This window comes from Amycolatopsis suaedae (assembly GCF_004214935.1).
Classification (GTDB): Bacteria; Actinomycetota; Actinomycetes; order Mycobacteriales; family Pseudonocardiaceae; genus Amycolatopsis; species Amycolatopsis suaedae.
On record NZ_SFCC01000004.1, the window covers coordinates 21,886 to 43,531 of the forward strand.

General features: G+C 71.6%; 20 protein-coding genes and 1 pseudogene. 7 read left to right on the plus strand and 14 right to left on the minus strand.

Annotated features, from left to right (window positions below):
* Nucleotides 1-11 precede the first annotated feature (11 nt).
* Nucleotides 12-1,451, plus strand: a complete 1,440-nt coding sequence (locus EWH70_RS08505; RefSeq protein ID WP_130475147.1) for an aldehyde dehydrogenase family protein — start codon at nucleotides 12-14, stop codon at nucleotides 1,449-1,451.
* A gap of 64 nt (nucleotides 1,452-1,515) precedes the next feature.
* Here EWH70_RS08505 and EWH70_RS08510 read toward each other — a convergent pair whose 3' ends face one another.
* The 5 genes from EWH70_RS08510 to guaB all read right to left on the minus strand — a co-directional run bounded on the left by EWH70_RS08510 (nucleotide 1,516) and on the right by guaB (nucleotide 8,491).
* Nucleotides 1,516-3,012, minus strand: a complete 1,497-nt coding sequence (locus tag EWH70_RS08510) for an FAD-dependent monooxygenase (RefSeq protein ID WP_240686879.1) — start codon at nucleotides 3,010-3,012, stop codon at nucleotides 1,516-1,518.
* Entirely contained in the window at nucleotides 3,005-3,961 is a 957-nt protein-coding gene (locus EWH70_RS36115) for an MBL fold metallo-hydrolase (protein WP_130474755.1), read from the minus strand. The genes EWH70_RS08510 and EWH70_RS36115 overlap by 8 nt, the downstream gene beginning before the upstream one ends.
* Before the next feature lie 4 nt (nucleotides 3,962-3,965).
* The gene (locus EWH70_RS08520; protein WP_130474756.1) at nucleotides 3,966-5,678 is read right to left on the minus strand and encodes an FAD-dependent oxidoreductase; all 1,713 of its coding nucleotides are present in this window, start codon (nucleotides 5,676-5,678) and stop codon (nucleotides 3,966-3,968) included.
* 54 nt (nucleotides 5,679-5,732) lie between these two features.
* Nucleotides 5,733-6,866, minus strand: a complete 1,134-nt coding sequence (locus EWH70_RS08525) for a GuaB3 family IMP dehydrogenase-related protein (protein ID WP_130474757.1) — start codon at nucleotides 6,864-6,866, stop codon at nucleotides 5,733-5,735.
* A gap of 116 nt (nucleotides 6,867-6,982) precedes the next feature.
* Nucleotides 6,983-8,491 (minus strand): IMP dehydrogenase, encoded by a 1,509-nt coding sequence (guaB, locus tag EWH70_RS08530; RefSeq protein WP_130474758.1) that lies wholly within the window; start codon nucleotides 8,489-8,491, stop codon nucleotides 6,983-6,985.
* Nucleotides 8,492-8,547: 56 nt separating this feature from the next.
* On the opposite strand from guaB, the gene EWH70_RS08535 reads away from it, so the two are divergent.
* A complete protein-coding gene (locus tag EWH70_RS08535; RefSeq protein ID WP_130474759.1) occupies nucleotides 8,548-8,979 on the plus strand; it encodes a DUF5319 domain-containing protein in 432 nt (143 codons plus the stop codon).
* 53 nt (nucleotides 8,980-9,032) lie between these two features.
* On the opposite strand, the gene EWH70_RS08540 is transcribed toward EWH70_RS08535, so the two are convergent.
* The 5 genes and pseudogenes from EWH70_RS08540 to EWH70_RS08560 form a co-directional block, all read right to left on the minus strand.
* Complete coding sequence (locus EWH70_RS08540; RefSeq protein WP_130474760.1) at nucleotides 9,033-9,881, minus strand: anti-sigma-D factor RsdA; 849 nt, start codon at nucleotides 9,879-9,881, stop codon at nucleotides 9,033-9,035.
* Complete coding sequence (locus tag EWH70_RS08545) at nucleotides 9,882-10,454, minus strand: sigma-70 family RNA polymerase sigma factor (protein ID WP_130474761.1); 573 nt, start codon at nucleotides 10,452-10,454, stop codon at nucleotides 9,882-9,884.
* A 333-nt stretch (nucleotides 10,455-10,787) separates the two neighbouring features.
* A pseudogene (locus EWH70_RS08550) lies at nucleotides 10,788-11,384 on the minus strand (response regulator transcription factor).
* Nucleotides 11,381-12,325, minus strand: coding sequence for a hypothetical protein (locus tag EWH70_RS08555; RefSeq protein WP_240686880.1), 945 nt, complete (start codon nucleotides 12,323-12,325; stop codon nucleotides 11,381-11,383). Before EWH70_RS08555 ends, EWH70_RS08550 begins: the two are co-directional and overlap by 4 nt.
* 4 nt (nucleotides 12,326-12,329) lie before the next feature.
* Nucleotides 12,330-13,268 (minus strand): MerR family transcriptional regulator, encoded by a 939-nt coding sequence (locus tag EWH70_RS08560; protein ID WP_240686911.1) that lies wholly within the window; start codon nucleotides 13,266-13,268, stop codon nucleotides 12,330-12,332.
* 327 nt (nucleotides 13,269-13,595) lie between these two features.
* Between EWH70_RS08560 and EWH70_RS08565 the strand changes: the two genes are divergently transcribed.
* On the plus strand, nucleotides 13,596-13,904 hold the full coding sequence (locus EWH70_RS08565) for a WhiB family transcriptional regulator (protein WP_130474763.1): 309 nt from the start codon (nucleotides 13,596-13,598) through the stop codon (nucleotides 13,902-13,904).
* 77 nt (nucleotides 13,905-13,981) lie between these two features.
* Here the strand turns inward: EWH70_RS08565 and EWH70_RS08570 are convergent, their stop codons facing one another.
* Nucleotides 13,982-14,587, minus strand: a complete 606-nt coding sequence (locus EWH70_RS08570) for a TetR/AcrR family transcriptional regulator (protein WP_130474764.1) — start codon at nucleotides 14,585-14,587, stop codon at nucleotides 13,982-13,984.
* A gap of 92 nt (nucleotides 14,588-14,679) precedes the next feature.
* On the opposite strand from EWH70_RS08570, the gene EWH70_RS08575 reads away from it, so the two are divergent.
* Entirely contained in the window at nucleotides 14,680-15,420 is a 741-nt protein-coding gene (locus EWH70_RS08575; RefSeq protein WP_130474765.1) for an SDR family NAD(P)-dependent oxidoreductase, read from the plus strand.
* 16 nt (nucleotides 15,421-15,436) lie between these two features.
* Here EWH70_RS08575 and EWH70_RS08580 read toward each other — a convergent pair whose 3' ends face one another.
* Nucleotides 15,437-16,282, minus strand: coding sequence for a helix-turn-helix transcriptional regulator (locus EWH70_RS08580; RefSeq protein ID WP_130474766.1), 846 nt, complete (start codon nucleotides 16,280-16,282; stop codon nucleotides 15,437-15,439).
* Between the two features lie 102 nt (nucleotides 16,283-16,384).
* On the opposite strand from EWH70_RS08580, the gene EWH70_RS08585 reads away from it, so the two are divergent.
* On the plus strand, nucleotides 16,385-17,161 hold the full coding sequence (locus EWH70_RS08585; RefSeq protein WP_130474767.1) for an SDR family oxidoreductase: 777 nt from the start codon (nucleotides 16,385-16,387) through the stop codon (nucleotides 17,159-17,161).
* A 186-nt stretch (nucleotides 17,162-17,347) separates the two neighbouring features.
* Here EWH70_RS08585 and groL read toward each other — a convergent pair whose 3' ends face one another.
* On the minus strand, nucleotides 17,348-18,955 hold the full coding sequence (groL, locus tag EWH70_RS08590) for a chaperonin GroEL (protein ID WP_130474768.1): 1,608 nt from the start codon (nucleotides 18,953-18,955) through the stop codon (nucleotides 17,348-17,350).
* 86 nt (nucleotides 18,956-19,041) lie between these two features.
* Entirely contained in the window at nucleotides 19,042-19,335 is a 294-nt protein-coding gene (groES, locus tag EWH70_RS08595; RefSeq protein ID WP_026360373.1) for a co-chaperone GroES, read from the minus strand.
* 200 nt (nucleotides 19,336-19,535) lie between these two features.
* Here groES and EWH70_RS08600 point away from each other — a divergent pair, with 200 nt between their 5' ends.
* Entirely contained in the window at nucleotides 19,536-19,934 is a 399-nt protein-coding gene (locus tag EWH70_RS08600; RefSeq protein ID WP_130474769.1) for a KOW domain-containing RNA-binding protein, read from the plus strand.
* A gap of 94 nt (nucleotides 19,935-20,028) precedes the next feature.
* Nucleotides 20,029-21,597, plus strand: a complete 1,569-nt coding sequence (locus tag EWH70_RS08605) for an alkaline phosphatase D family protein (protein WP_130474770.1) — start codon at nucleotides 20,029-20,031, stop codon at nucleotides 21,595-21,597.
* The last annotated feature ends 49 nt before the right edge of the window (nucleotides 21,598-21,646 follow it).

Sequence of the window (21,646 nt, forward strand, 5' to 3'; positions counted from 1 at the left end):
ACGGTGCGGGTATGGACTCCTTCACCCCGCGGCCGCGGCCGGCCTGGGTCGCCGGTCTTCCCGAGCAGGGCACCGACACGCTCGTGGTGCACCACCCCTACGACGGCAGCGAGGTGGCCACCGTCGCCGTGCCCGGGCCGGAGCAGGTGGAACGGGCCGTGGCGACCGCGGCGGCGGTCGCGCGCGAGTTCCGGCGGCGGCCGGCACACCAGCACGCGGCCGTGCTGGACCACGTGTCGCGGGCGCTGGCCGAGCGGGCCGAGGAAGTGGCCGAGATCATCACCGCGGAGAGCGGCAAGCCGCTGGCCTGGTCGGCGGTCGAGGTGGAACGCGCGGTGTCGGTGTTCCGGATCGCGGCAGAGGAGGCCGTGCGGTTCGACGGCGAGCTGCGGCGGCTGGACTCCACCGAGGCGGGCGAGGGCCGGATGGCGATGGTGCGGCGGGTGCCGCACGGGCCGGTGCTGGGCATCGCGCCGTTCAACTTCCCGCTGAACCTGGTGGCGCACAAGGTCGCACCGGCGCTGGCGGTCGGCGCGCCGATCGTCGTCAAGCCCGCGCCCCGGACGCCGTTGTCCGCGCTGGTGCTCGGCGAGATCCTGGCCGAGACCGACCTGCCGGACGGCTCGTTCTCGGTGCTGCCGCTGGGCAACGAGGCCACCTCGGCACTGGTGGCCGACCCCCGGCTGCCGGTCGTGTCGTTCACCGGGTCGGTGCCGGTCGGCTGGTCGATCGCGGAGTCGGTGCCACGCAAGCAGGTCGTGCTGGAACTGGGCGGCAACGCGGCCGCGGTCGTGCTGGCCGACTGGCCGGACCTGGCCGGGGCCGCGCGGCGGATCGCCACGTTCGGGACCTACCAGGGCGGGCAGTCGTGCATCGCGGTGCAGCGGGTGATCGTCGAGCGTGCGGTCGCGTCGCGGTTCCTGCCACTGCTGGAGCAGGCGATGCGGGAGCTGCGAACGGGCGATCCGTACGACGACACGGTGACGGTCGGGCCGGTCGTGGACGAGGCGGCCGCGGAGCGGATCGTCGCCTGGATCGAGGAGGCGGTGTCGGCGGGCGCGCGGGTGCTGTGTGGCGGGTCCCGGTCGGGCACCACCGTCGAGCCGACGCTGCTGGCCGACGTCCCGCCGACGGCGAAGGTCTGGGCCGAGGAGGTGTTCGGGCCGGTGCTGGCGGTGTCGGTGGCCGACTCCGCGGACGAGGCCTTCGCGGCGGTCAACGACTCCCGCTACGGCCTGCAGGCGGGGGTGTTCACCCGCGACCTGCCGCTGGCGATGCGGGCGTCGGAGGAACTGGAGGTGGGCGGCGTGATCATCGGCGACGTCCCGTCCTACCGGGCCGACGCCATGCCCTACGGCGGGGTGAAGGACTCCGGGGTGGGCCGCGAGGGGGTCCGCTCGGCCATGGCCGACTTCACAGCCGTGCGCACGACCGTGCTGCCGGCCCGGTGAGCGGGTGTCGTCACAGGGCTCGTGAAGGCCACCTTCACCACGCGAGACGTAATGAAGGTGGCCTTCACGTGCTTGGGACGTAACCGCTGGCGCGGCGGGCGGCGGCGGTGAGGGCCGCCGGGGACGGCGCGGACGGGAACACCGCGGCCAGGTAGCCGTCGGGGCGGACCAGCGCCGCGCCCTCGGCGCCGATGCCGAGGGCGGCCGCCAGCGTCCCCGGCGGGCGCAGCACGGACATCCCCGGCACCGCCGACTCGGACGCGGTGAGCAGCGTGAACGACGGGCCGAAGCGGGAACGCAACCGCGTGCCGTCCGGCAGCGCCGCGTCCGGGCACAACACGCCCGGCACCGGCGGCCGCACCGCGCCGGCCTCGCGGGGGAAGTCGTCCAGCGGACCGGCCACCGTCGTCAGCGGGGAGTCGACGTACCAGAACGGCTCGCTCAGCCTGCCCGAGTCGATCCGGTCGCGGACCGACTCGTCGCGGACGGCCCGTTCGAGCACCGACCGCCGGTGAGCGTGCTCCTCGTCGGTGGCCGGCACCAGGAACCGCATCGTCCGCCCGGTGACACGCAGGTTCTCCACGGCCGCCGCCCGCCGCTCGGCGTCGTAGGACTCCAGCAGCCCGGGACCGCCACGGCCACACCGGTCCAGCGCGATCTTCCACGCCGCGTTCTCCGCGTCGAACAGCCCGGAGTTCATCCCGCGCGCCCCGAACGGGCTCATCACGTGTGCCGCGTCGCCCGCCAGCAGCGTCCTGCCGACGACGAACCGCTCCGCCAGCCGCTGGTGGAACCGGTACACCGACGACCACACCGCCTCGTACGGCCCCGGCACGATCCTGCGCACCATCGCGTCCAGGTCCAGCGTGACGTCGTCGGCCACCTGCCAGTCGATGCGCCACACCGAGTCCGGCTGCGGATGCAGCAGCACCTGCCGCCCCGGGTTCCACGGCGGGTCGAAGTAGAACCGCCGCTCCGGCACGTCGAACCCCAGGTCGGCGCGGATGTCGCTGATCAGGAACCGGTCGCCGAACGACCGCCCGGCGAACTCCAGCCCGAGCAGCCCGCGCACCGCCGACCGGTGCCCGTCGGCAGCGACGCAGTGGCTGCCCGCCACCACCCCACCGGGAGTCTCCACCCGCACCCCGGAACCGTCCTGCTCCAGGCAGACGACCCGCTGCCCGTACCGCAGGTCCACCAGCGGCTCGGCACGTACCCGGGCCTCCAGCTCACGCTCGACCTCGGTCTGCCCGATGTTGACGAACGGCGGGAACGCCCCCGGCTCGCTCGCGGGCAGCCGCATCGTCACCACCTCGTGCTCGCGGTAGAAGATCCGCCCGGTCGTCCACGTCACGCCCGCCCGAGCCAGCCGGGCACCGACGCCGATCCGCTCCAGCAGGTCCAGCACGTCACGTTGCACGCAGATGGACCGGCTGCCGACCGTCTCCCGCCGTGCGGCGGCCTCCAGCACGACCGACGCAACCCCGTGCCGTGCCAGGAACAACGCCGCCGCCATCCCGACCGGCCCGGCGCCGACCACGACGACGGGGCGATCACTCACCCCGCAACTCCGCCCACACCTGCCGGTCCCGCTCCGCGGTCCACACCCGGGGCGTGTCGACGCCGTCCAGTTCGTCCCAGTACCGCTGCACGTCGAAGGGCAGGCAGTGCTCGAAGATCGGCCACCGCCCGTACTCCGGTTCCAGCCGCGCGTGTGCCGCCCGGAACGCCTCGGCGACCGAACCACCGGCGCCGTGCACGCCCGCGACGGCCGACCGCAGTCCGTCCAGGAAGTGCCGGGTCTGCGCGATGGCCGCGCCGACGGCATCCCTGCCGCGGGCGACGTCGCCCCGCCCGCCCACCAAAGCCTCGGCGCCGAAGGCGGCGACGGCGTCCAGCGTGGTGGTCGCCCACTCGTCGTGGTGCGCGTCGCCGGTGTACAGCGCGGCCTGGGCCTCCACCAGGTCACCGGCGAACAGCACCCGCTGCCGCGGCAGCCAGGCCACCAGGTCACCGCTGGTGTGGCCACGCCCGCAGTGCGCCAGCACCAGCTCTCCCCGGTCACCGCCCAGCGGAATGGTCAGCCGGTCGGTGAACGTCAGGGTCGGCCGGGTCAGCCCGGGGATCGAGTCCGGTTCCTCGAACAGCCGCGGCATCCGGCCGTACTCGGACAGCCAGTCGGCCTCGCCACGCTCCTCGATCAGCTCAGCGGTCGCGCTGTGCGTGATGACCTCCTGCGCGCCGAACGCGCTGGCCCCCAGCACCCGCACCGCGTGGTAGTGCGACAACACCAGGTAGCGCACGGGTTTCGACGTCCGCTCGCGTAACCGGTCCAGCCAGCGCCGCGCCGCCACCGGGGTGGCCCTGGCCTCGAAGCAGACCAGGAAGTCCTCCGCCTCGACGGCCCCGACGTTGGGGTCGCCCTCGGCGGTCAGCGCGTAGACGCCGTCGGCCAGTTCGACGAACGATTCCTGCTTGGCAGCGGTGTCACCACTCGACGCGAAAGCCACGCCCTCACTGTGCCAGGTCGAGCCTCAGCGCGGCAGGTGCCGAAGCCGGAACCGCGGGCCGCCGCGGAGCGACCGGATCCAGCCGCCGGTACGGCAGGGACTGGTCCGGCCGCGGGTCGGCCTCGCCCTTGTTCGGCCAGAACGAGAACGCCCGCTCGGCCTGCGCGGTGATGGTCAGCGACGGGTTCACGCCCAGGTTCGCGGTGATCGCCGTACCGTCCACGATGGACAGACCGGGATGGCCGAAAACCCGGTGGTAGGGGTCGATCACGCCGTGCTCGGTGTCCGTGCCGATGGGTGCGCCACCAATGAAGTGCGCGGTGAGCGGGATGTCGAAGATCTCGCCCCAGCTGCCGCCCGCCGTGCCGCCGATGTGCTCGGCCGTGCGCAGGTTCGCCTCGTGACCCGCCTTGATGAAGCTCGGGTTCGGCTCGCCGTGCCCCTGCTTGGAGGTGTACTTCCGGCGGCCGAACAGCCCGCGCCGGGTGTAGGTGGTGATCGAGTTGTCCAGGCTCTGCATCACCAGCAGGATCACGGTCCGCTCGCTCCACCGGTAACCGTTGAGCAGCTTCGCCGCCTGAATCGGGTGCCGCAGCATGAACCGCACCGCCTGCCGCCAGCGCGGCACCGGCAGCGAACCGTCGGTGGCGATGGTCTGCAGCAGGCTCATCGCGTTGCTGCCCTTGCCGTAACGCACCGGCTCGATGTGGGTGATCTCGTCGGGATGGATGGACGACGTGATCGCCACTCCCCTGCTGAAGTCGCGTTCCGGGTCGACGGCCGACCGCGCGGCGCCAATGATCGCCTCGGAGTTGGTCCTGGTCAGCTCGCCGAGCCTGCGGGAGAGCCGGGGCAGCGCGCCGGTGTCGCGCATGCGGTGCAGCAGGTTCTGCGTGCCCCAGGTCCCCGCGGCCAGCACCACCTTCGACGCGGTCAGCGTATGCCGGAAGTGCCGCGACGTCGTCCCGGTCTTGCGGATGTCGACGGCGAACGTGCCGTCCGGCCGCTCGCTCAGCCCGGTCACCGTGGTCAGCGGGATGACCTTCGCGCCGCCCTGTTCTGCCAGGTACAGGTAGTTCTTCACCAGCGTGTTCTTCGCGCCGACGCGGCAGCCGGTCATGCACGAACCGCACTCGGTGCAGCCGGTGCGCGCGGGCCCGGCGCCGCCGAAGTACGGGTCGGCCACCCGCTTGCCTGGCTCGCCGAAGTACACGCCGACGGGCGTCGGGTGGAACGACTCGGTGACACCCATGTCCGCCGCGACCTTGCGCATCACCTCGTCGGCAGGCGTGACGCTCGGGTTGGTGACCACGCCGAGCATGCGGCTGGCCTGGTCGTAGTGCGGCGCGAGTTCGGACTCCCAGTCGGTGATGTGCGCCCACTGCCGGTCGCGGTAGAACGGCTTCAGCGGCCGGTACAGCGTGTTCGCGTACACCAGCGACCCACCGCCGACGCCCGCGCCGGCCAGCACCATGACGTCGTTGAGCAGGTGAATGCGCTGGATGCCGAAGCACCCGACCTGCGGCGCCCACAGGTAGCGGCGCAGGTCCCACGAGGTCTTGGCGAACTCGTCGTCGGCGAACCGGCGGCCGGCCTCGATGACGGCGACCCGGTAGCCCTTCTCGGTCAGCCGGAGCGCGGCGACGCTGCCGCCGAACCCCGATCCGACCACGATGACGTCGTAGTCCGGCTCAGTGGTGGTGTTACGAGCAGTCACACCAAAACTGTAACCCGCGCCACGCGTCCTGACTACCAGTAAGTTACTGGCGGGTTATCGTCGGATGGTCAGGTTGACCTTCTGGAACTCTTTGAGGTCGGAGTACCCCGTCTTGGCCATGGCCCTGCGCAGCGCGCCGAACAGGTTGACCACGCCCTCGGCGTCCGACGACGGCCCGAACAGCAGCGTCTTCAGGTCCACCTCGTACTCCGGCCCGGCGGCGACCCGCGAGCGGGGCAGCGACGGGTGCGCGGCGGCGGCCGTCCAGTACAGGCCCTGGCCGGGCGCCTCGGCCGCGGCGGCCAGCGGCGCGCCGAGCATGACCGCGTCCGCGCCGCAGGCGATGGCCTTGGCGATGTCGCCGGAGGCGTTCATGCCGCCGTCGGCGAGGACGTGCACGTAGCGGCCGCCGGTCTCGTCCAGGTAGTCGCGGCGGGCTGCAGCCGCGTCGATGATGGCCGTGGCCATCGGCACGCCGATGCCGAGCACGCGGTCGGTGCTGGTCACGCCCGGCGTGTACCCGTGGCCGACGATGACGCCCGCCGCACCGGTGCGCATCAGGTGCATGGCGGTGCGGTAGTCGGCGACGCCGCCCGCGATCACCGGGACGTCCAGGTCGGCGATGAAGTCCTTGAGGTTGAGCGGGTGGTCGTCGCGCGCGACGTGCTCCGCGGAGATCATCGTGCCCTGCACGACGAGGATCTCGACGCCGGCGGCGAGCAGGTCCGGCGTCAGCTCGGCGGCGTGCTGCGGGCTGACCCGCGCCGCGACCGTCACCCCGGCCTCCCGCACCGTGCGGATGGCGTCCTTGAGCAGGTCGACGCGGATGGGCGCGGAGTGCAGCTCCTGCAGCAGGCGGACCAGCGCGCCCGGGTCGTCGGTGTCCTCGGCCGTGCGCAGGATACGGAACATCGCCTCTTCGACGTTCGAGTGCCGCGCCCACAGGCCCTCGGCGTTGAGCACGCCGAGTCCGCCCAGCTCGCCGACGGCGACGGCGGTGCCCGGCGAGACGATCGCGTCGGTCGGGTGCGTCACCAGCGGCAGGTCGAACTGGTAGGCGTCGATCTTCCAGGCAGTCGACACCACCTTCGACGAGCGTGTGCGCCGTGAGGGCACGATCTCGATGTCATCCAGGTCGTACGCCCGCCTGGCGGTACGCCCCATGCCGATCTCGACCAGGTCGCGCACGTGAGGTCCCTTCTCACCACCGTCGTTGCGGCCTCATTCTCGCCGCCGCGACCTCGCCGCCCACCCCCGGGTCCACCGCGCGCCGTCTTTAGCCCGCTAAAGACGGCGCGCGGGGGCTAGCGCGTCGTGTAGTTCGGTGCCTCGACCGTCATGGTGATGTCGTGCGGGTGGCTCTCCTTCAGCCCGGCGGCGGTGATCCGCACCAGCTGCGCCTTCTGCAGCTCGGGGACCGTCTGCGCGCCCGCGTAGCCCATACCCGACCGCAGCCCGCCGACGAGCTGGTGCACCACGGTGGACAGCGGACCACGGAACGGGATGCGGCCCTCGATGCCCTCCGGGACCAGCTTGTCCTCGGACAGCACGTCGTCCTGCGCGTAGCGGTCCTTGGAGTAGGACTTGCCCTGCCCGCGCGACTGCATGGCCGCCAGCGACCCCATGCCGCGGTAGGTCTTGAACTGCTTGCCGTTGACCAGGATCAGCTCACCCGGCGACTCGGCCGTCCCGGCCAGCAGGCTGCCCAGCATGACCGTCGACGCACCGGACGCGATGGCCTTGACGATGTCGCCGGAGTACTGGATGCCGCCGTCGCCGATCACCGGGACACCAGCGGGCCGGCACGCCTGGTCGGCCTCGTAGATGGCCGAGATCTGCGGCACACCGACACCGGCGACGACCCGCGTGGTGCAGATCGAGCCCGGCCCGACCCCGACCTTGACGCCGTCGGCCCCGGCGTCGACCAGCGCCTGGGCACCCGCGCGCGTGGCGACGTTGCCGCCGACCACGTCAACGGTGTCCCCCAGCTCCTTCTTCAGGGTGGAGACCGTTTCCAGCACGGCCTGGGAGTGGCCGTGCGCGGTGTCGACCATCAGCACGTCGACGCCCGCGTCGGCCAGCGCCATCGCGCGCTGGTGACCGTCGGGGCCCACGCCGACCGCCGCGCCGACCAGCAGGCGGCCGTCGGGGTCCTTGGTGGCGTTCGGGTACTGCTCGGTCTTGACGAAGTCCTTGACCGTGATCAGGCCGCGCAGCTTGCCCGCACCGTCGACGATCGGCAGCTTCTCGATCTTGTGCCTGCGCAGCAGCCCCAACGCGGCGTCCGCGGTGACCCCGACCTGGGCGGTGACCAGCGGCGCCTTGGTCATCACCTCGCTGACCGGGCGGCTGTGGTCGACCTCGAAGCGCATGTCGCGGTTGGTGATGATGCCCACCAGGGTCCCGGCGGCGTCGGTGACCGGCACGCCGGAGATGCGGTAGCGGGCACACAGCGCGTCCACCTCGGACAGCGTGTCCTCGGGCGAGCAGGTCACCGGGTCGGTCACCATGCCTGCCTCGGACCGCTTGACCACCTCGACGGCGGTGGCCTGGTCCTCGATGGGCAGGTTGCGCTGCAGCACGCCCATGCCGCCGAGCCGGGCCATGGCGATGGCCATCCGCGCCTCGGTCACCGTGTCCATGGCGGCGGAGACCAGCGGGATCCGCAGCGTGACGTTGCGCGAGAGGCGGGTGCTGGTATCCACGGCGCTGGGCACCACGTCCGACTCGGCGGGCAGCAGGAGCACGTCGTCGAAGGTCAATCCGAGCATGGCGAACTTGTCGGGGACGGCGGCGGAGAGCTCGCTGGTCATAGCGGGTTGGCGACCTTCCTGAACGGGGTGAACGAGTGGTGGTGGCCCTTCAAACGATGGTATCTGGACAGTGGCCGGAGCCCGCCCGGTACCGTGCCAGGGTGCCGCACGACGTGTTGCCCCCAGATCCGTTCGCCGACGACCCGGACGACCCGGCCAGGGAGATCGGCAGCTTCGACGACGACCCCGGCGAGCCCATCAGCGCCGAGGAACGCACCGAGCTGCTCGCCGACCTCTCCGACCTCGCCGTCTACCAGGCGTTGCTCGCGCCGCGGGGGGTCCGCGGGATCGTCGTGGACTGCGGCGAGTGTGACGAGCCGCACTACCACGACTGGCACCTGCTCAGGGCCAGTCTCGAGCAGCTGCTCTCCGACGGGCGGATGCGCCCGCACGAGCCCGCCTACGACCCGAACCCGGCCGACTACGTCAGCTGGGACTACTGCCGCGGCTACGCCGACGGCGTCACCGCGACCGAGAACGCTTACTGAGTCCAGACGAAAGAGGCCCAGCCGACCGGCTGGGCCTCTTTCGTCTGTCCGGATCAGGGGGTCTCGCCGACACCGGCAGGCTGCTTGCTGCCACCGCTGGTCTCCTCGCCACCCGACGACGAGTTCGACGGCGTCGTGGTGGGAGCGGTGGTCGTCGACGAGGTCGGGGGCGTCGGGCTGGACGTGGTCGTCGTCCTCGGGTCCGGCGAGCTGGTCGGCCCCTGCGACTGCGTCGGGCTCAGCGTGGTGCCGGTACCCGGACCGGTCGGCGGGTTGTTGCCGCCGGGGCTGGGCGGCGTCAGCAGCTCGGTCAGGTGCTTGTGCTCGGCCTTGAGCTGCTGGTAATCCTCCGACGCACCGGCGGCCTCCAGGGCTCGCTGGGCCTCCTCCAGTGCGCGGCGGGCGTCGTCGAGCCTGCCCTCGGAGATCGCCAGGTTGGCCTTCTCCAGGTCGAGCCGCACGGTGGCGGCAGCCTGGACGGACCGGGCGTGGTCGGCGTAGAGGACCTTGGTCAGGCCCCAGAGGGGGTCGCCGGGCTGGGCGTCGCGGGCCGCGATGCCGGTGCCGGCGAAGGCGATGGCCAGCACGGCAGCGGCGGCGGCCACCGGGACGAGGAGCCTGCGCTTGCGGGCGCGGCCACCGTTGCGGTGGGTCTGCGCGGCGGTCTTCACGGTGGCGACAGCGGTCGGGGTGTCGAGCAGCTCGCCCATGGGCTCGCTGTCGATGTCACGCCGCCACGCCAGCAGCAGTGCGTTGAGTTCGTGGTCACCGAGTGCGTCCGCGACCTTGGGGTCGGGCCCGCCCAGGGCGTCCAGCAGAGCGTCGTCGGCCTGGACCGCGGAAAGGTCCGGTGTGCCGTTGTCGTCCTGCGCGCGTCTGCTTCTGCTGTCGTGATCGGTCACTCAGACCACCTCCTCAGCGGCCAGAACCTTGCGGAGCCGGGCCAGCGCACGATGCTGCGCCACCCGAACCGCACCCGGTGTCGACCCCACGGCTTCGGCTGTCTCCTCGGCGGACAGGCCCACGACCACCCGCAGCACGACGATCTCGCGCTGCTTGTCCGGCAGGACCTGCAGCAACTGGGCCATCCGCTCGTTCAGCTCACCCTGCAACGCCCGCTGCTCGGGACCGACGCCGCCCTCGACCTCGTCGGGGACCTCGGCGACCGGTTCGGCGCGGTTGCGAGCCGCCGCGCGGTGCGCGTCGGCCACCTTGTGCTGGGCAATGCCGTAGACGAAGGCCAGGAACGGGCGGCCTTGATCACGGTACGAAGGCAGGGCCGTGAGCACCGCGAGACACACCTCCTGCGCGACATCGTCTGCCGAAGCGAACGAACGTTCTTGTCTACCTACTCGGGCGCGGCAGTACCGCACCACAAGGGGACGGATAGCGGCCAGCAGCCGCTCGACCGCTTGGGGGTCTCCCTCAACAGCGGCGGCAACTGGCTCGTCCAGTCCATCCCCCACAGTGGCCATCGCAGACAACAGTCCCGGTGTTACGTCTAGGTGTGCACAAATGACGGCGTGCGACTTGGAACATCCCTCACGCCGGTGATACCCACCGTACCGCCCGACACAGCGGGCGTTCGCTCACGGTCGCCAACGGCGCGCCACGCGAACCGCGCCAACGGCAGCCTCCCACCTCTCCTGAACGGCATCAACGACGCTCCGGGCGGATGGATACGCCGAGTGGCCATGATTGGGCCACTCGGGCGAAATATTCAAGGCTTGCGCAGGTCAGGCTCGGAAAGACCCGGTGGGGAAGGGAAGCGGCGACCTGACGGCGAGTCGCCCGGCCGCCGGACGGGCTCAGGAAACCAGACCGCGGCGGAAGCCGTGCGCCACCGCCTGGGCGCGGTCACGCACGCCGAGCTTGCGGAACAGCCTGCGGGCGTGGGTCTTCACCGTGTCCTCGGAGAGATAGAGCTCACGCCCGATCTGACCGTTGCTCTTGCCCTGGCTCATCCCACGCAGCACCTGCAGCTAGCGCTCGGTGAGCTGGACGCCCGGGTCGGACGGCTGCCGCGGCGCCGGCACCGAGGTGCTGGCCAGCGTGTGCGCCAGCGCGGCGACCAGCTCCGGCCGGGAGGCGTCCCAGCGCAGGTAGCCACGGGCACCGCCGGCGATGGCGGCCGCGATGCTGCCGGCGTCGTCGGGAGCGCCGAACACGATCACGTTCGCCTGGGGGTTCGCGGAGACCAACCGTCGGGTCGCCTCCACCCCGGTCGGCACCGCGCGCTGGGTGCCGACGAGCACGACGTCGACCGGCTGCCGGGAGTACCGGGCAAGCAACTCGTCACCGTGCGCTACGCAGTCGATGCGACTGACCCCTGGAACAGCAGACATCACGCGGGTGAGCCCTTCGCGGACACTGCGTCGGTCGTCGCAGATCAAGACCGTCGTCACGGGGTTTCCTTCCTGCAGCCGGGTGACATTCCACTTCCCCTATCGGACGCTTTAGGCCCGACCTTGACACGATCCGGTGGCTTTTTTTGAGAAAGCCTCGCCCAGATGTCGGTATGGCGGGAAACCGGCAGCCAAGGCGACTCGCTGGCCAGCCACCTTCCCACAGGGTCCGCGTGTGGTAACAGTGCGTGCAAGGTGGCCACTGCTCTGGATCGATACCGTCCGGCGTGTCCGGGGCTGGTGTCGGCCGCGATGAGCGCGGCGGGCCACTCCAGGGACCGCAGACCGTGCTCTTCGGCTACCCCGTACGCGTCAACGGTCATCTCGTGAGCTTTCCGGGTTTCCCCCGTCGCCGCCAGTGCCGCCGCCAGGACCAGCCGGGACTTCACCAGGTGCCGGACGGCGCCCCGGCCAGCCGCCTCGGCGACCGCCCGCTCGGCGGGCCCGACGGCCGCCGCCGCGTCGCCGGAGGCCAGCGCGACCTCGGCGGTGACCCAGCCGTGGCGGACCCGGGCACGCCAGCGGTCGTCGGCCGCCGCGGCGGCGTCGAGCAGGCGTCTCGCCGCGGTCAGCCTCCCGACGCCCAGGTTGTCGGCGGCCAGGCCGAGCAGGGCGTCGCACCGCGCCCCGGTGGCGTCGGCGCCGTCCGGGTCGGTGGCCTCGGTGCCGTCGGCGAGCCGGAGCGCGAGGGCGTCCCAGCGGAGTGCGGCGGCGTGCCCGCCGAGCTGGCGGCGGTGAGCGGCCAGGGTGGCCGCGGCGTGCGCGGCGAACACCGGGTCGCGGAGCAGGTCGTGCAGTGCCGTCGCGGCGGCCGCGTACCGCCCCTGGGCGCCGAGGACCACCGCGGCGAGCCAGCGCGCCCTCGGCGTACGCCGGCCGAGGCCGGGGTCGTGACCGGGGTCGTCGCCGAAGGCGGCGCGGCGCAGCTGCTCGTCGCTCACCCGCTCATTCTGTCCGGGAGCCGCCGAGCAGGACGTACTCCACGCGGTCCACCGCCGCCCGCAGGTCGCCGAGCAGCTCGACCTTCGCCGGCAGGGCGGCCGGATCCCAGCCGGGGCCGCAGGCGAACAGCCGCCCGCGCTGGCGGCCGCGGGAGACCCTGGCGAACAGCCGGGGGTCGGCTCCGGGGCGGCGTGCCCACAGCACGACGGCCGCCGGCGAGCTGCGGCGCACGGCCACGGCGAGGACGTCGGGTGGCAGCGGGTTGCCGAACAGCTGGGCGTGGATGCCGCGTTCGGCCAGGCCGGCGGCGAAGGCGTAGAGCGGAAGGCCGTCGCGTTCCTCGGGCACCTGGCCCAGCAGCACCGGCCGGTGGTTGCGGGGTTCGGCGGGTGGCGGGGTCGAGCGGATCAGGGCGGACAGCACGGCCTCGCCGAGCAGGTGCTCGACCTCGGCGCCCCCGGCGGGCACGACGCCGCCGCGGCGATGGGTGCCGAGCGCGGACAGGACCGGCGCGACGACCTCCTCCCAGCCGGTGAGCACCCCGGCCGACTCGATCGTCTCGGTGAGGATGCGCTGCACCGCGCGGGAGTCCATGGCCAGCGCGGCCGTGCTGAGGCGGCGGGCGAGGCGGGAATGCCCGGCGGACTGGTCCTCCTCGGCGGGCAGCAGCACCGCGCCGTCCGGGGTGTCGACCCGGACGGAGGTGTGTGGCGGCGGCGCCTGCCTTGCCTGCCTGCGCGAACGGTCCACCGGTACGGGCGGGGTGTCGCGTTTGGGCATGCGGTCCAGCGCGTAGCGGGCGGCCTCGGCCGTGGAGCAGCCCCGCAGCAGCGCCTGCTGCATGAGTTCGAGCCTGCCGATGTCGGACGGGCCGTAGCGGCGGTGCCTGCCGTCGGTGTGCCTGCTGGGTCCGAGGCCGTACCGGCGGTCCCAGGTGCGCAACGTGGACGGGGCGACGCCGAGCCGCCGGGCGACGGACGCGACCGGGAGGGTGGGTTCACCGCCGTCGGCTGAATGCCGTGATACGGCCGGCGCCTGCGCGTCGGCTGGTGGAGCTGAGCCGGACTCCGATCCCACTCGACCCAATATCCCGGCCACCCCTGGTGACGGCAACCGGAGGCGGTGAGCCACCTCACACAGCCGGGGGATGCCTAACGGCTGAATTGGGCCGGATCTCTTGAACAAGTATTGGCGCGCTTCTAACGTTACCGCCGTTGCACCGAATGGAGTAGCGAGAACTGCGAAAGTCCGGTAGTCGGAGGCGGTCATATGGCAGACACGCGCAGGCTCCCTGGTCCCAACGCCGATGTGTGGGACTGGCAACTGGAGGGGTCGTGCCGGGGGATGGACAGTGGGTCCTTCTTCCACCCCGACGGGGAGAGGGGTCCGGCAAGAGCGAGGCGGGAGGCGAAGGCCAAGGCGATCTGCCAGGCATGTCCGGTTCTGGAGATGTGCAGGCGGCACGCGCTGGCGGTCCACGAGCCCTACGGCATCTGGGGCGGACTGTCGGAGTCGGAGCGGGAGAACATCATCAAGGCGAGCAAACGGACGTTGAGCCTGTCCGGCTCGGCGAGCTGAACTTTTCGAGACCGTCACCCACAGAGGGCGTCCCACCGCGGGGCGCCCTCTGTGCTGTCCGGTGCCGGGAGGCGGCTTTAGCGGGCTAAAGACGCCTCGGTGGGCCATGCCGCCATCGCCAGGTCGACGACACCGTGCAGGGTGGCGCGGTCGGCACCGTCGCGGGCCTGCACGGACAGGCCGTGCAGGACGGTGTTGTAGAAGTGCGCGAGCGCGTCGAAGTCGGTCCCGGGCGGGACGTCGCCGTCGGTACTCCCCCGGCGCAGCCGGACGGCGATCATCGCGGCGGTCTGCTTCCGCCTCGCGGCCAGCTCGTCCCACACGGCGCGATTGGCGGAGGTGCAGGTCGTCGCCGCGAGCACCACCAGGCACCCGGCCGGATGATCCGGTTCGGTGAACTCGTCGACCTTCGCCCGCAGCATCGCCTCGATGCTCTCCCGCGCCGAAGCCCGGTCCAGCAGTGCGCGGTAGCCCCCGTGCAGCTGCCCGTACCGCTCCAGCGCCGCCCGGAACAGGCCCTCCTTACTGCCGAACGCGGCGTACAGGCTCGGTGGCGCGATCCCCATGGCCGCCGTCAGCTCGGCCAGTGACGTGCCGTCGTAGCCGTGCTCCCAGAACACGCGCATGGCGCTGTCCAGCGCCGCGTCCCGGTCGAAGGCGCGCGGCCTGCCCCGTGGTGACATGGCCCACCTTTTTGTAGCGATCGATATACAAACTCTTGACGCCACATCCTACGTCGCCCTTTTATGTAGCAATCACTAAAGAAAGGACTGACATGGGCACGCTGGACGGCAGGGTCGCGCTGGTCACCGGGGGCAGCAGGGGAATCGGGGCGGCCATCGCCACCCGGCTCGCGGCCGAAGGGGCGGACGTCGCGCTGACCTACGTCAGCCGCGAGGACCGCGCGGCCGAGGTGGTCGCGGCGATCGAGGGACACGGCCGCAAGGCGCTGGCCATCAGGGCCGACAGCGCCGACACCGCGGCGGTGGCCGCCGCCGTGGACCAGGCGGCGGCCACGCTGGGCAGGCTGGACGTCCTGGTCAACAACGCGGGCATCTTCCGCGCCGGGCCGGTCGACGAGTTCAGTGTCGAGGACCTCGACGACCTGTACGCGGTGCACGTCCGCGCGGTGTTCGCGGCGGTGCGGGCCGCGTTGCCGCACCTGGGCGAGGGCGGCCGGATCATCTCCATCGGCTCGAACCTGGCCGAGCGGGCGAACCGGCCCGGGCTGGCCGGGTACGCGGCCAGCAAGGCGGCACTGCTGGGACTGAACCGCGGGCTGGCCCGCGACCTCGGCCCGCGCGGGATCACCTCGGTGGTCGTCCAGCCCGGCCCGACCGACACCGACATGAACCCCGCGGACGGACAGCGGGCGGCGGCCTCGATCGCGGCCAGCGCCGTGGGCCGCTACGCGAACGCCGACGACATCGCAGCCACGGTCGCCCACCTCGCCGGCCCGGCGGGCCGGTTCATCACCGGCAGCGCGGTCACCGTCGACGGCGGCCTGAACGCCTGACCCAGCGTGGGCGGCTTTAGCGGGCTAAAGCCGCCGCGTGGGGGCCCAGCACGGCGAGCAGGCGGATCTTGTCCTCGGCCGGGCTGCCCGGAGCGGGAGTGAGGACCAGCAGCGCCTGGGACTGGTCCTCGGTGAACAACGCCTGGCAGTCCACCTCGATCGGGCCCACCTCGGGGTGCACCAGCACCTTGTGGTCGGCGAACCGGCGGGCCACCTCGTGCCGTTCCCACAGGTCGCGGAACTCGTCCGACTCCGCGAGCAGCACTCGCACCAGTTCGCCCGCCCGGGAACGCGGTCCCGACGCGCCGTGCACCACACGCAGCGAGGCGACCAGGCTGCGCGCCTGACGCTCGTGATCCTCGGCCGGGTAGATCGCGCGGGACGCCGGGTCGGTGAACCATCGGTACGTGTCGTATCGCGCCCAGCCGGTGAGCCGCGAATGCTCGCCGAAGATCGCTGTCGCCAGCCGGTTCGCCACGAGCGTCTCGCCGAGGGCCGACAGGATCAGCGCCGGACTGTCCTCGAGCCGGTCCAGGACCCGCAGCAGGGCGGGTGCCACGTGCGAGTCCACGGGCGTGCGCCGCGGCACGTTCTGCCCCGCCAGCCGGTACAGGTGGTCACGCTCGTCAGCCGTCAGCCGCAGTGCCCGTGCGAGCGCGGCCAGCATCTGCTCCGACGGCTGCGGGCCGCGTTGCTGCTCGATCCGGGTGTAGTAGTCGGCGGACATACCGGTGAGCGCGGCCACTTCCTCACGGCGCAGACCAGGGGTACGGCGGCGTGCTCCCGGCACCAGGCCGACGTCGGACGGGCGCAGTCCTTCCCGGCGTCGGCGCAGGAAGTCCGCGAGCGCGGCACGGTTCATGATGTCCATGGTGCGCCCCGCGGCGCCGCTCAACCAGGGACCGCCGGTCCCCCGATCACCAGGTCTCTCCCGTTCCTCCCCTGTCGCGCACAGGCTGGCGGCATGAACATCACGGGTAACACGATCTTCATCCCCGGCGCCACGTCCGGGATCGGCCTCGCCCTCGCCCTGCGGTTGCGGGCGAAGGGCAACACGGTGGTCGTCGGCGGCCGGCGCACCGGGCTGCTGGAGAAGCTGTCCGCCGAGCACGGTCTGGCCACTGTGTACATCGATACCGCCGATCCCGTCTCGGTCACCGCGGCCACCCGGGAGGTCCTCGACCGCCATCCAGAGCTGAACGTGCTGATCGCCATGGCAGGCATCATGCGCGTCGAGGACTGGCGCACCTCGGGATTTCTCGCCGACGCGGAAGAGGTCGTCACCACCAACCTGCTCGGCCCGATCCGGCTGATCGCCGCACTCATCGAGCACCTGCGGACGCGGCCGGACGCCGCGATCGTCACCGTCTCGTCCGGCCTGGCACACGCCCCGCTGCGGGTCACGCCCACCTACAACGCGACCAAGGCCGCCATCCACATGCTCAGCGAGACACTGCGCCTGCAGCTGGCGGACACCGGGGTGCGGGTGGTCGAGCTGGTCCCGCCGTCGGTCCGCACCGCGTTGCTTCCCGGCCAGGAGACCTCCGACTTCGCCATGCCGCTCGACGAGTTCGCCGACGAAGTCGTCGCCTTGCTCGAAGCCGACCCGGAAGCCGAGGAGGTCCTCGTCGAGCGGGTGAAGTTCCTCCGCTTCGGCGAGGCGCGCGGCGACTACGACCAGGTGGTCGCGGCACTCAACGGCGCCGACCCGCATTCCCGGGACGCGTCTTTAGCCCGCTAAAGCCGCACCGGTCGGGCCGTCGGCGTCTGGACTGACGAGCCCAAAGCTCGCGCAGCGAGCGACGGCGAGGAGGGAAGACGCCGACTGAAGGGCCCGACCGCGCCCGCAGCGAAGCAAGGGCAGAAAACACGAGAACGGGGCGGCACCGCGTGTGCGGTACCGCCCCGTTCCGGCGTTCGAGCGAGGTCAGTGGGCGTGACCGTGCCCCTGGCCCGCCTCCTTCTCCTCCGGCTTCTCGACCACGGAGCTCTCCGTGGTCAGCACCAGCCGGGCGATCGACGCGGCGTTGGCCACCGCCGAGCGGGTGACCTTCACCGGGTCGACGATGCCCGCGGCGATCAGGTCGGTCAGCTCACCGGTGGCGGCGTTGAAGCCCTGCCCCCAGCCCTGCTCCTGCACCTTGTTCACCACGACGGCACCCTCGTGGCCCGCGTTGGTGGCGATCCAGAACAGCGGCGCGGTCAGCGCGTCGCGCACGATCGCCACACCGGTCGCCTCGTCGCCGGTCAGGCCGAGGTCGCCCAGCTCCTTGACCGCGTGCACCAGCGCCGAGCCACCGCCGGGCAGGATGCCCTCCTCCACGGCGGCCTTGGTGGAGGCCACCGCGTCCTCGATGCGGTGCTTGCGCTCGTTCAGCTCGGTCTCGGTGGCCGCGCCGACCTTGATCACCGCGACGCCGCCGCCGAGCTTGGCCAGCCGCTCCTGCAGCTTCTCCCGGTCCCAGTCGGAGTCGGTGGTGGTGATCTCCTTGCGGATCTGCGCGATCCGCGCCTCGATGTCGGCCTTGGTGCCGGCACCGTCGACGATCGTCGTCGTGTCCTTGGTGACCTCGATGCGACGGGCCTTGCCCAGCGCGTCGACGCCGACCTCGGACAGCTTCTGCCCGATCTCGGCCGAGATGACCCGCGCACCGGTGACGACGCCGAGGTCGTCCAGGAACGCCTTGCGCCGGTCACCGAAGAACGGCGCCTTGACCGCGACCGCGGTGATCGTCTTGCGCAGCGAGTTGACGATGAGCGTGGACAGCGCCTCGCCCTCGACGTCCTCGGCGATGATCAGCAGCGGCTTCTTGGCCTCGACGACCTTCTCCAGCAGCGGCAGCAGGTCGGCCAGCGACGAGATCTTCTCCCGGTGCAGCAGGACGAAGGCGTCCTCGAGGATCGCCCGCTGGTCCTCCGGGTTGGTGGCGAAGTGCGCCGAGATGAAGCCCTTGTCGAACTGGACACCCTCGGTGATCTCCAGCTCGGTGGCCAGCGTGGAGGACTCCTCCACGGTGATCACGCCGTCCTCACCGACCCGCTCGACGGCCTCGCCGAGCAGCGCGCCGATGTTGGCGTCACGCGAGGTCACGGTGCCGACCTGGGCGATGTTGTCGCGGCCCTTGACCGGGGTCGCCTTGGCCTTGAGCACCTCGACGACCTTCTCCGCCGCGGCCTCGATGCCGCGGCCGACGGCCGTCGGGTTGGCGCCGGCGGCCACGTTGCGCAGGCCCACGCGCACCAGCGACTGGGCGAGCACGGTCGCGGTCGTCGTGCCGTCACCGGCGACGTCGTTGGTCTTGGTGGCGACGTTCTTGGCCAGCTGCGCGCCGAGGTTCTCGAACGGGTCGTCCAGTTCGATCTCCCTGGCGACGGTCACGCCGTCGAGGGTGATGGTGGGGCCGCCGAACTTCTTGTCCAGCACGACGTGGCGGCCACGCGGGCCGAGGGTGACCTTCACCGCGTCGGCCAGCTTGTTCACCCCGCGTTCCAGCGCCCGACGAGCGTCCTCGTCGAAGTTGATCTGCTTGGGCATGGATAACCTTCCTAGGCTCAGCAAGCGAAACGCCCCGGCACCCCGGCATGAGCGGGGCCCGGGGCGTTACACGCTGGAGCGGGTCGTCAGTTGATGACGGCCAGCACGTCGCGGGCGGACAGGATCAGGTAGTCCTCACCGTTGTACTTGACCTCGGTGCCGCCGTACTTGGAGTAGATGACGACGTCGCCTTCCTTGACGTCCACCGGGACGCGGTTGCCCTTGTCGTCGATCCGGCCCGGGCCGACGGCCAGGACCTTGCCCTCCTGGGGCTTCTCCTTCGCGGTGTCAGGAATGACGAGGCCGGAAGCGGTCGTCTCCTCGGCCTCGCTCGTCTGGACAACGATCTTGTCCTCGAGCGGTTTGATGTTCACGCTCACCGGGTTGACCTCCACGGGTCGTCGAAAGCGTTGGCAGGTTGTTTGGTTTACGACTCCTACCACCCCCGCCGTCGCGGGTGCCGGGGCGTGTGCGGTGCCGTGCAATTAGCACTCTAGCCACGCGAGTGCCAGCGATGCAAGGAGGGTCGTCACCCGGCGGGACGTGCCGAAACAGTGTGACCGGGGTTACGCTACCGAGAGTGCAGGCATCGCCACCGACCGATGAGCGGCCGGATGCCGAGCTGTTCGACTGGCTCGGCTCCGCGGTGTGGTTCAGCGCCCTGCTGCTGGTGCTGTTCCTGGTGGCGGTGGCCATGCTGGTGCGGGCCACGTTTCGCAGGCAACGGCAGCAGACGGAGCTGATCACCGAGCTGCGTTCCGAGGTCGCGAACCTGCGTGCCGAGCGCGAGCCCGAATCCGAGCCGGAGTTCCGGCTGGGCGACCGCGTGGTCGTGCTGGAGGGCACGCACGCGGGCGACCACGGCACGATCGTCGCGCCGGACATCGGGCTGCAGCCGGGTTACGTGTGCGTCCAGCTGGCCCAGGAGGGCGCGAAGCGCTACATCCCGACGGGGAAACTCCTGCCGGACACGCGATAGCCAGAAGTTCACTCCGCCGTCACTCGATCAGGTTGTCTCGTTTCCGAGCGCCGGAGTGCGATCGAACTCCCGACCCCACCACGAGGAGTTCACCGTGCCCGAAAGTCATCTCAACCGGCGCGCAGTCCTGCTCGGCGGCGCCGGCGCGATTGCCATCGCCGCTGGTGGCAGCACCCTGGCCCGCGCAGAGTCGGCGCGGGGCGCCGGGCTGGCCAAGCCGGTCCGCAGCCCGTTCACCCTCGGTGTCGCCTCCGGCGACCCGTACCCCGACAGTGTGGTCCTGTGGACCCGGCTCGCCACCGACCCGCTCGCCGAGGACGGCCTGGGCGGCATGCCCGCGCGCGGCGTCCCGGTGCGCTGGCAGGTCGCCACCGACGAGCGGTTCACCAAGGTCGTGCGCAGCGGCCAGACCTGGGCCACGCCCCGCGAGGCACACAGCGTCCACATCGAGGCGGCAGGCCTTCGCCCGGGCACCGAGTACTTCTACCGCTTCCGCACCGGGGACGACATTTCCCCGGTCGGCCGCACCCGGACCGCGCCCGCCCCGCACCAGCTCGGCGAGCTGACCATGTGCTTCGCGTCCTGCTCGCACTACGGCCAGGGCTACTTCACCGCCTACCGCAGGCTGGCCGAGGACGAGCCCGGCCTGATCCTGCACCTGGGCGACTACCAGTACGAGTACGCCGCCGGCGCGAACGAGGTCCGCAAGGTCGTCGGCCCGGAGACCATCCGGCTGGCCGACTACCGGCTGCGGCACGCCCAGTACAAGACCGACCCGGACCTGCAGCTCGCGCACGCGACCGCGCCCTGGCTGGTCGTCTGGGACGACCACGAGACCGAGAACAACTGGGCCGACGAGATCCCCGAGGACTCCTCGCAGACCCCGGGCGCCGCGTTCATGGAGCGGCGCAAGGCCGCGTTCCAGGCGTACTACGAGAACATGCCGCTGCGCCGCACGGCCCGGCCGCACGGGGCGGACATGCGCCTGTACCGGCGGCTCGGCTGGGGCGCGCTGGCGACGTTCCACATGCTCGACACCCGGCAGTACCGCGACAACCAGGCGTGCGGCGACGGCGTCAAGGCCAACTGCGCGGAGCGGCTCACGCCGACCCGCTCGATCACCGGCGAGGAGCAGGAACGCTGGCTCGTCGACGGCTTCCACCGCTCCCGCGCCCGCTGGGACGTACTGGGCCAGCAGGTGTTCTTCTCCCAGATCGACCTGACGCCGGGTGCCGCCGAGGGCTTCAACATGGACGCCTGGGACGGCTACAAGGTCAACCGGGACCGCATCGCCGAGGCGATGGGTTCGTCGGCGGTGCGCAACGGCGTCGTGCTCACCGGCGACGTCCACCGCCACTGGGCGGCCGAGGTCAAGCGGACCTACGGGCAGCCGGACTCCAAGGGGGTCGGCACCGAGCTGGTCACCACGTCGATCACCAGTGGCCGCGACGGCAACGACGACCCCAACCAGGCCGTGCTGGACGAGAACCCGCACGTGAAGTTCCACCGCAACCGGCGCGGCTACGTGCGTACCCGGTTCAGCGCCAAGGAGATGAAGGCCGACTTCCGGGTGCTGCCGTTCGTCACCAAGCCGGACGCCCCGGCGTCGACGGCGGCCAGCTTCGTCGTCGAGGACCGTGACCCGACCCTGAATCCCGTCTAGTTGGTTCCTGGCCTCCAGGGGTGTTAGGTAGGAGTCCACAACCCTGCCG

Excerpts from the sequence above, each read along its gene's own strand:
- EWH70_RS08505 (WP_130475147.1), top strand. The coding sequence starts at position 12 with ATGGACTCCTTCACCCCGCGGCCGCGGCCGGCCTGGGTCGCCGGTCTT.
- guaB (WP_130474758.1), bottom strand. The coding sequence starts at position 8,491 with ATGACCAGCGAGCTCTCCGCCGCCGTCCCCGACAAGTTCGCCATGCTC.
- EWH70_RS08535 (WP_130474759.1), top strand. The coding sequence starts at position 8,548 with ATGGTATCTGGACAGTGGCCGGAGCCCGCCCGGTACCGTGCCAGGGTG.
- EWH70_RS08545 (WP_130474761.1), bottom strand. The coding sequence starts at position 10,454 with ATGGCCACTGTGGGGGATGGACTGGACGAGCCAGTTGCCGCCGCTGTT.
- EWH70_RS08565 (WP_130474763.1), top strand. The coding sequence starts at position 13,596 with ATGGCAGACACGCGCAGGCTCCCTGGTCCCAACGCCGATGTGTGGGAC.
- EWH70_RS08570 (WP_130474764.1), bottom strand. The coding sequence starts at position 14,587 with ATGTCACCACGGGGCAGGCCGCGCGCCTTCGACCGGGACGCGGCGCTG.
- EWH70_RS08575 (WP_130474765.1), top strand. The coding sequence starts at position 14,680 with ATGGGCACGCTGGACGGCAGGGTCGCGCTGGTCACCGGGGGCAGCAGG.
- EWH70_RS08580 (WP_130474766.1), bottom strand. The coding sequence starts at position 16,282 with ATGAACCGTGCCGCGCTCGCGGACTTCCTGCGCCGACGCCGGGAAGGA.
- EWH70_RS08585 (WP_130474767.1), top strand. The coding sequence starts at position 16,385 with ATGAACATCACGGGTAACACGATCTTCATCCCCGGCGCCACGTCCGGG.
- groL (WP_130474768.1), bottom strand. The coding sequence starts at position 18,955 with ATGCCCAAGCAGATCAACTTCGACGAGGACGCTCGTCGGGCGCTGGAA.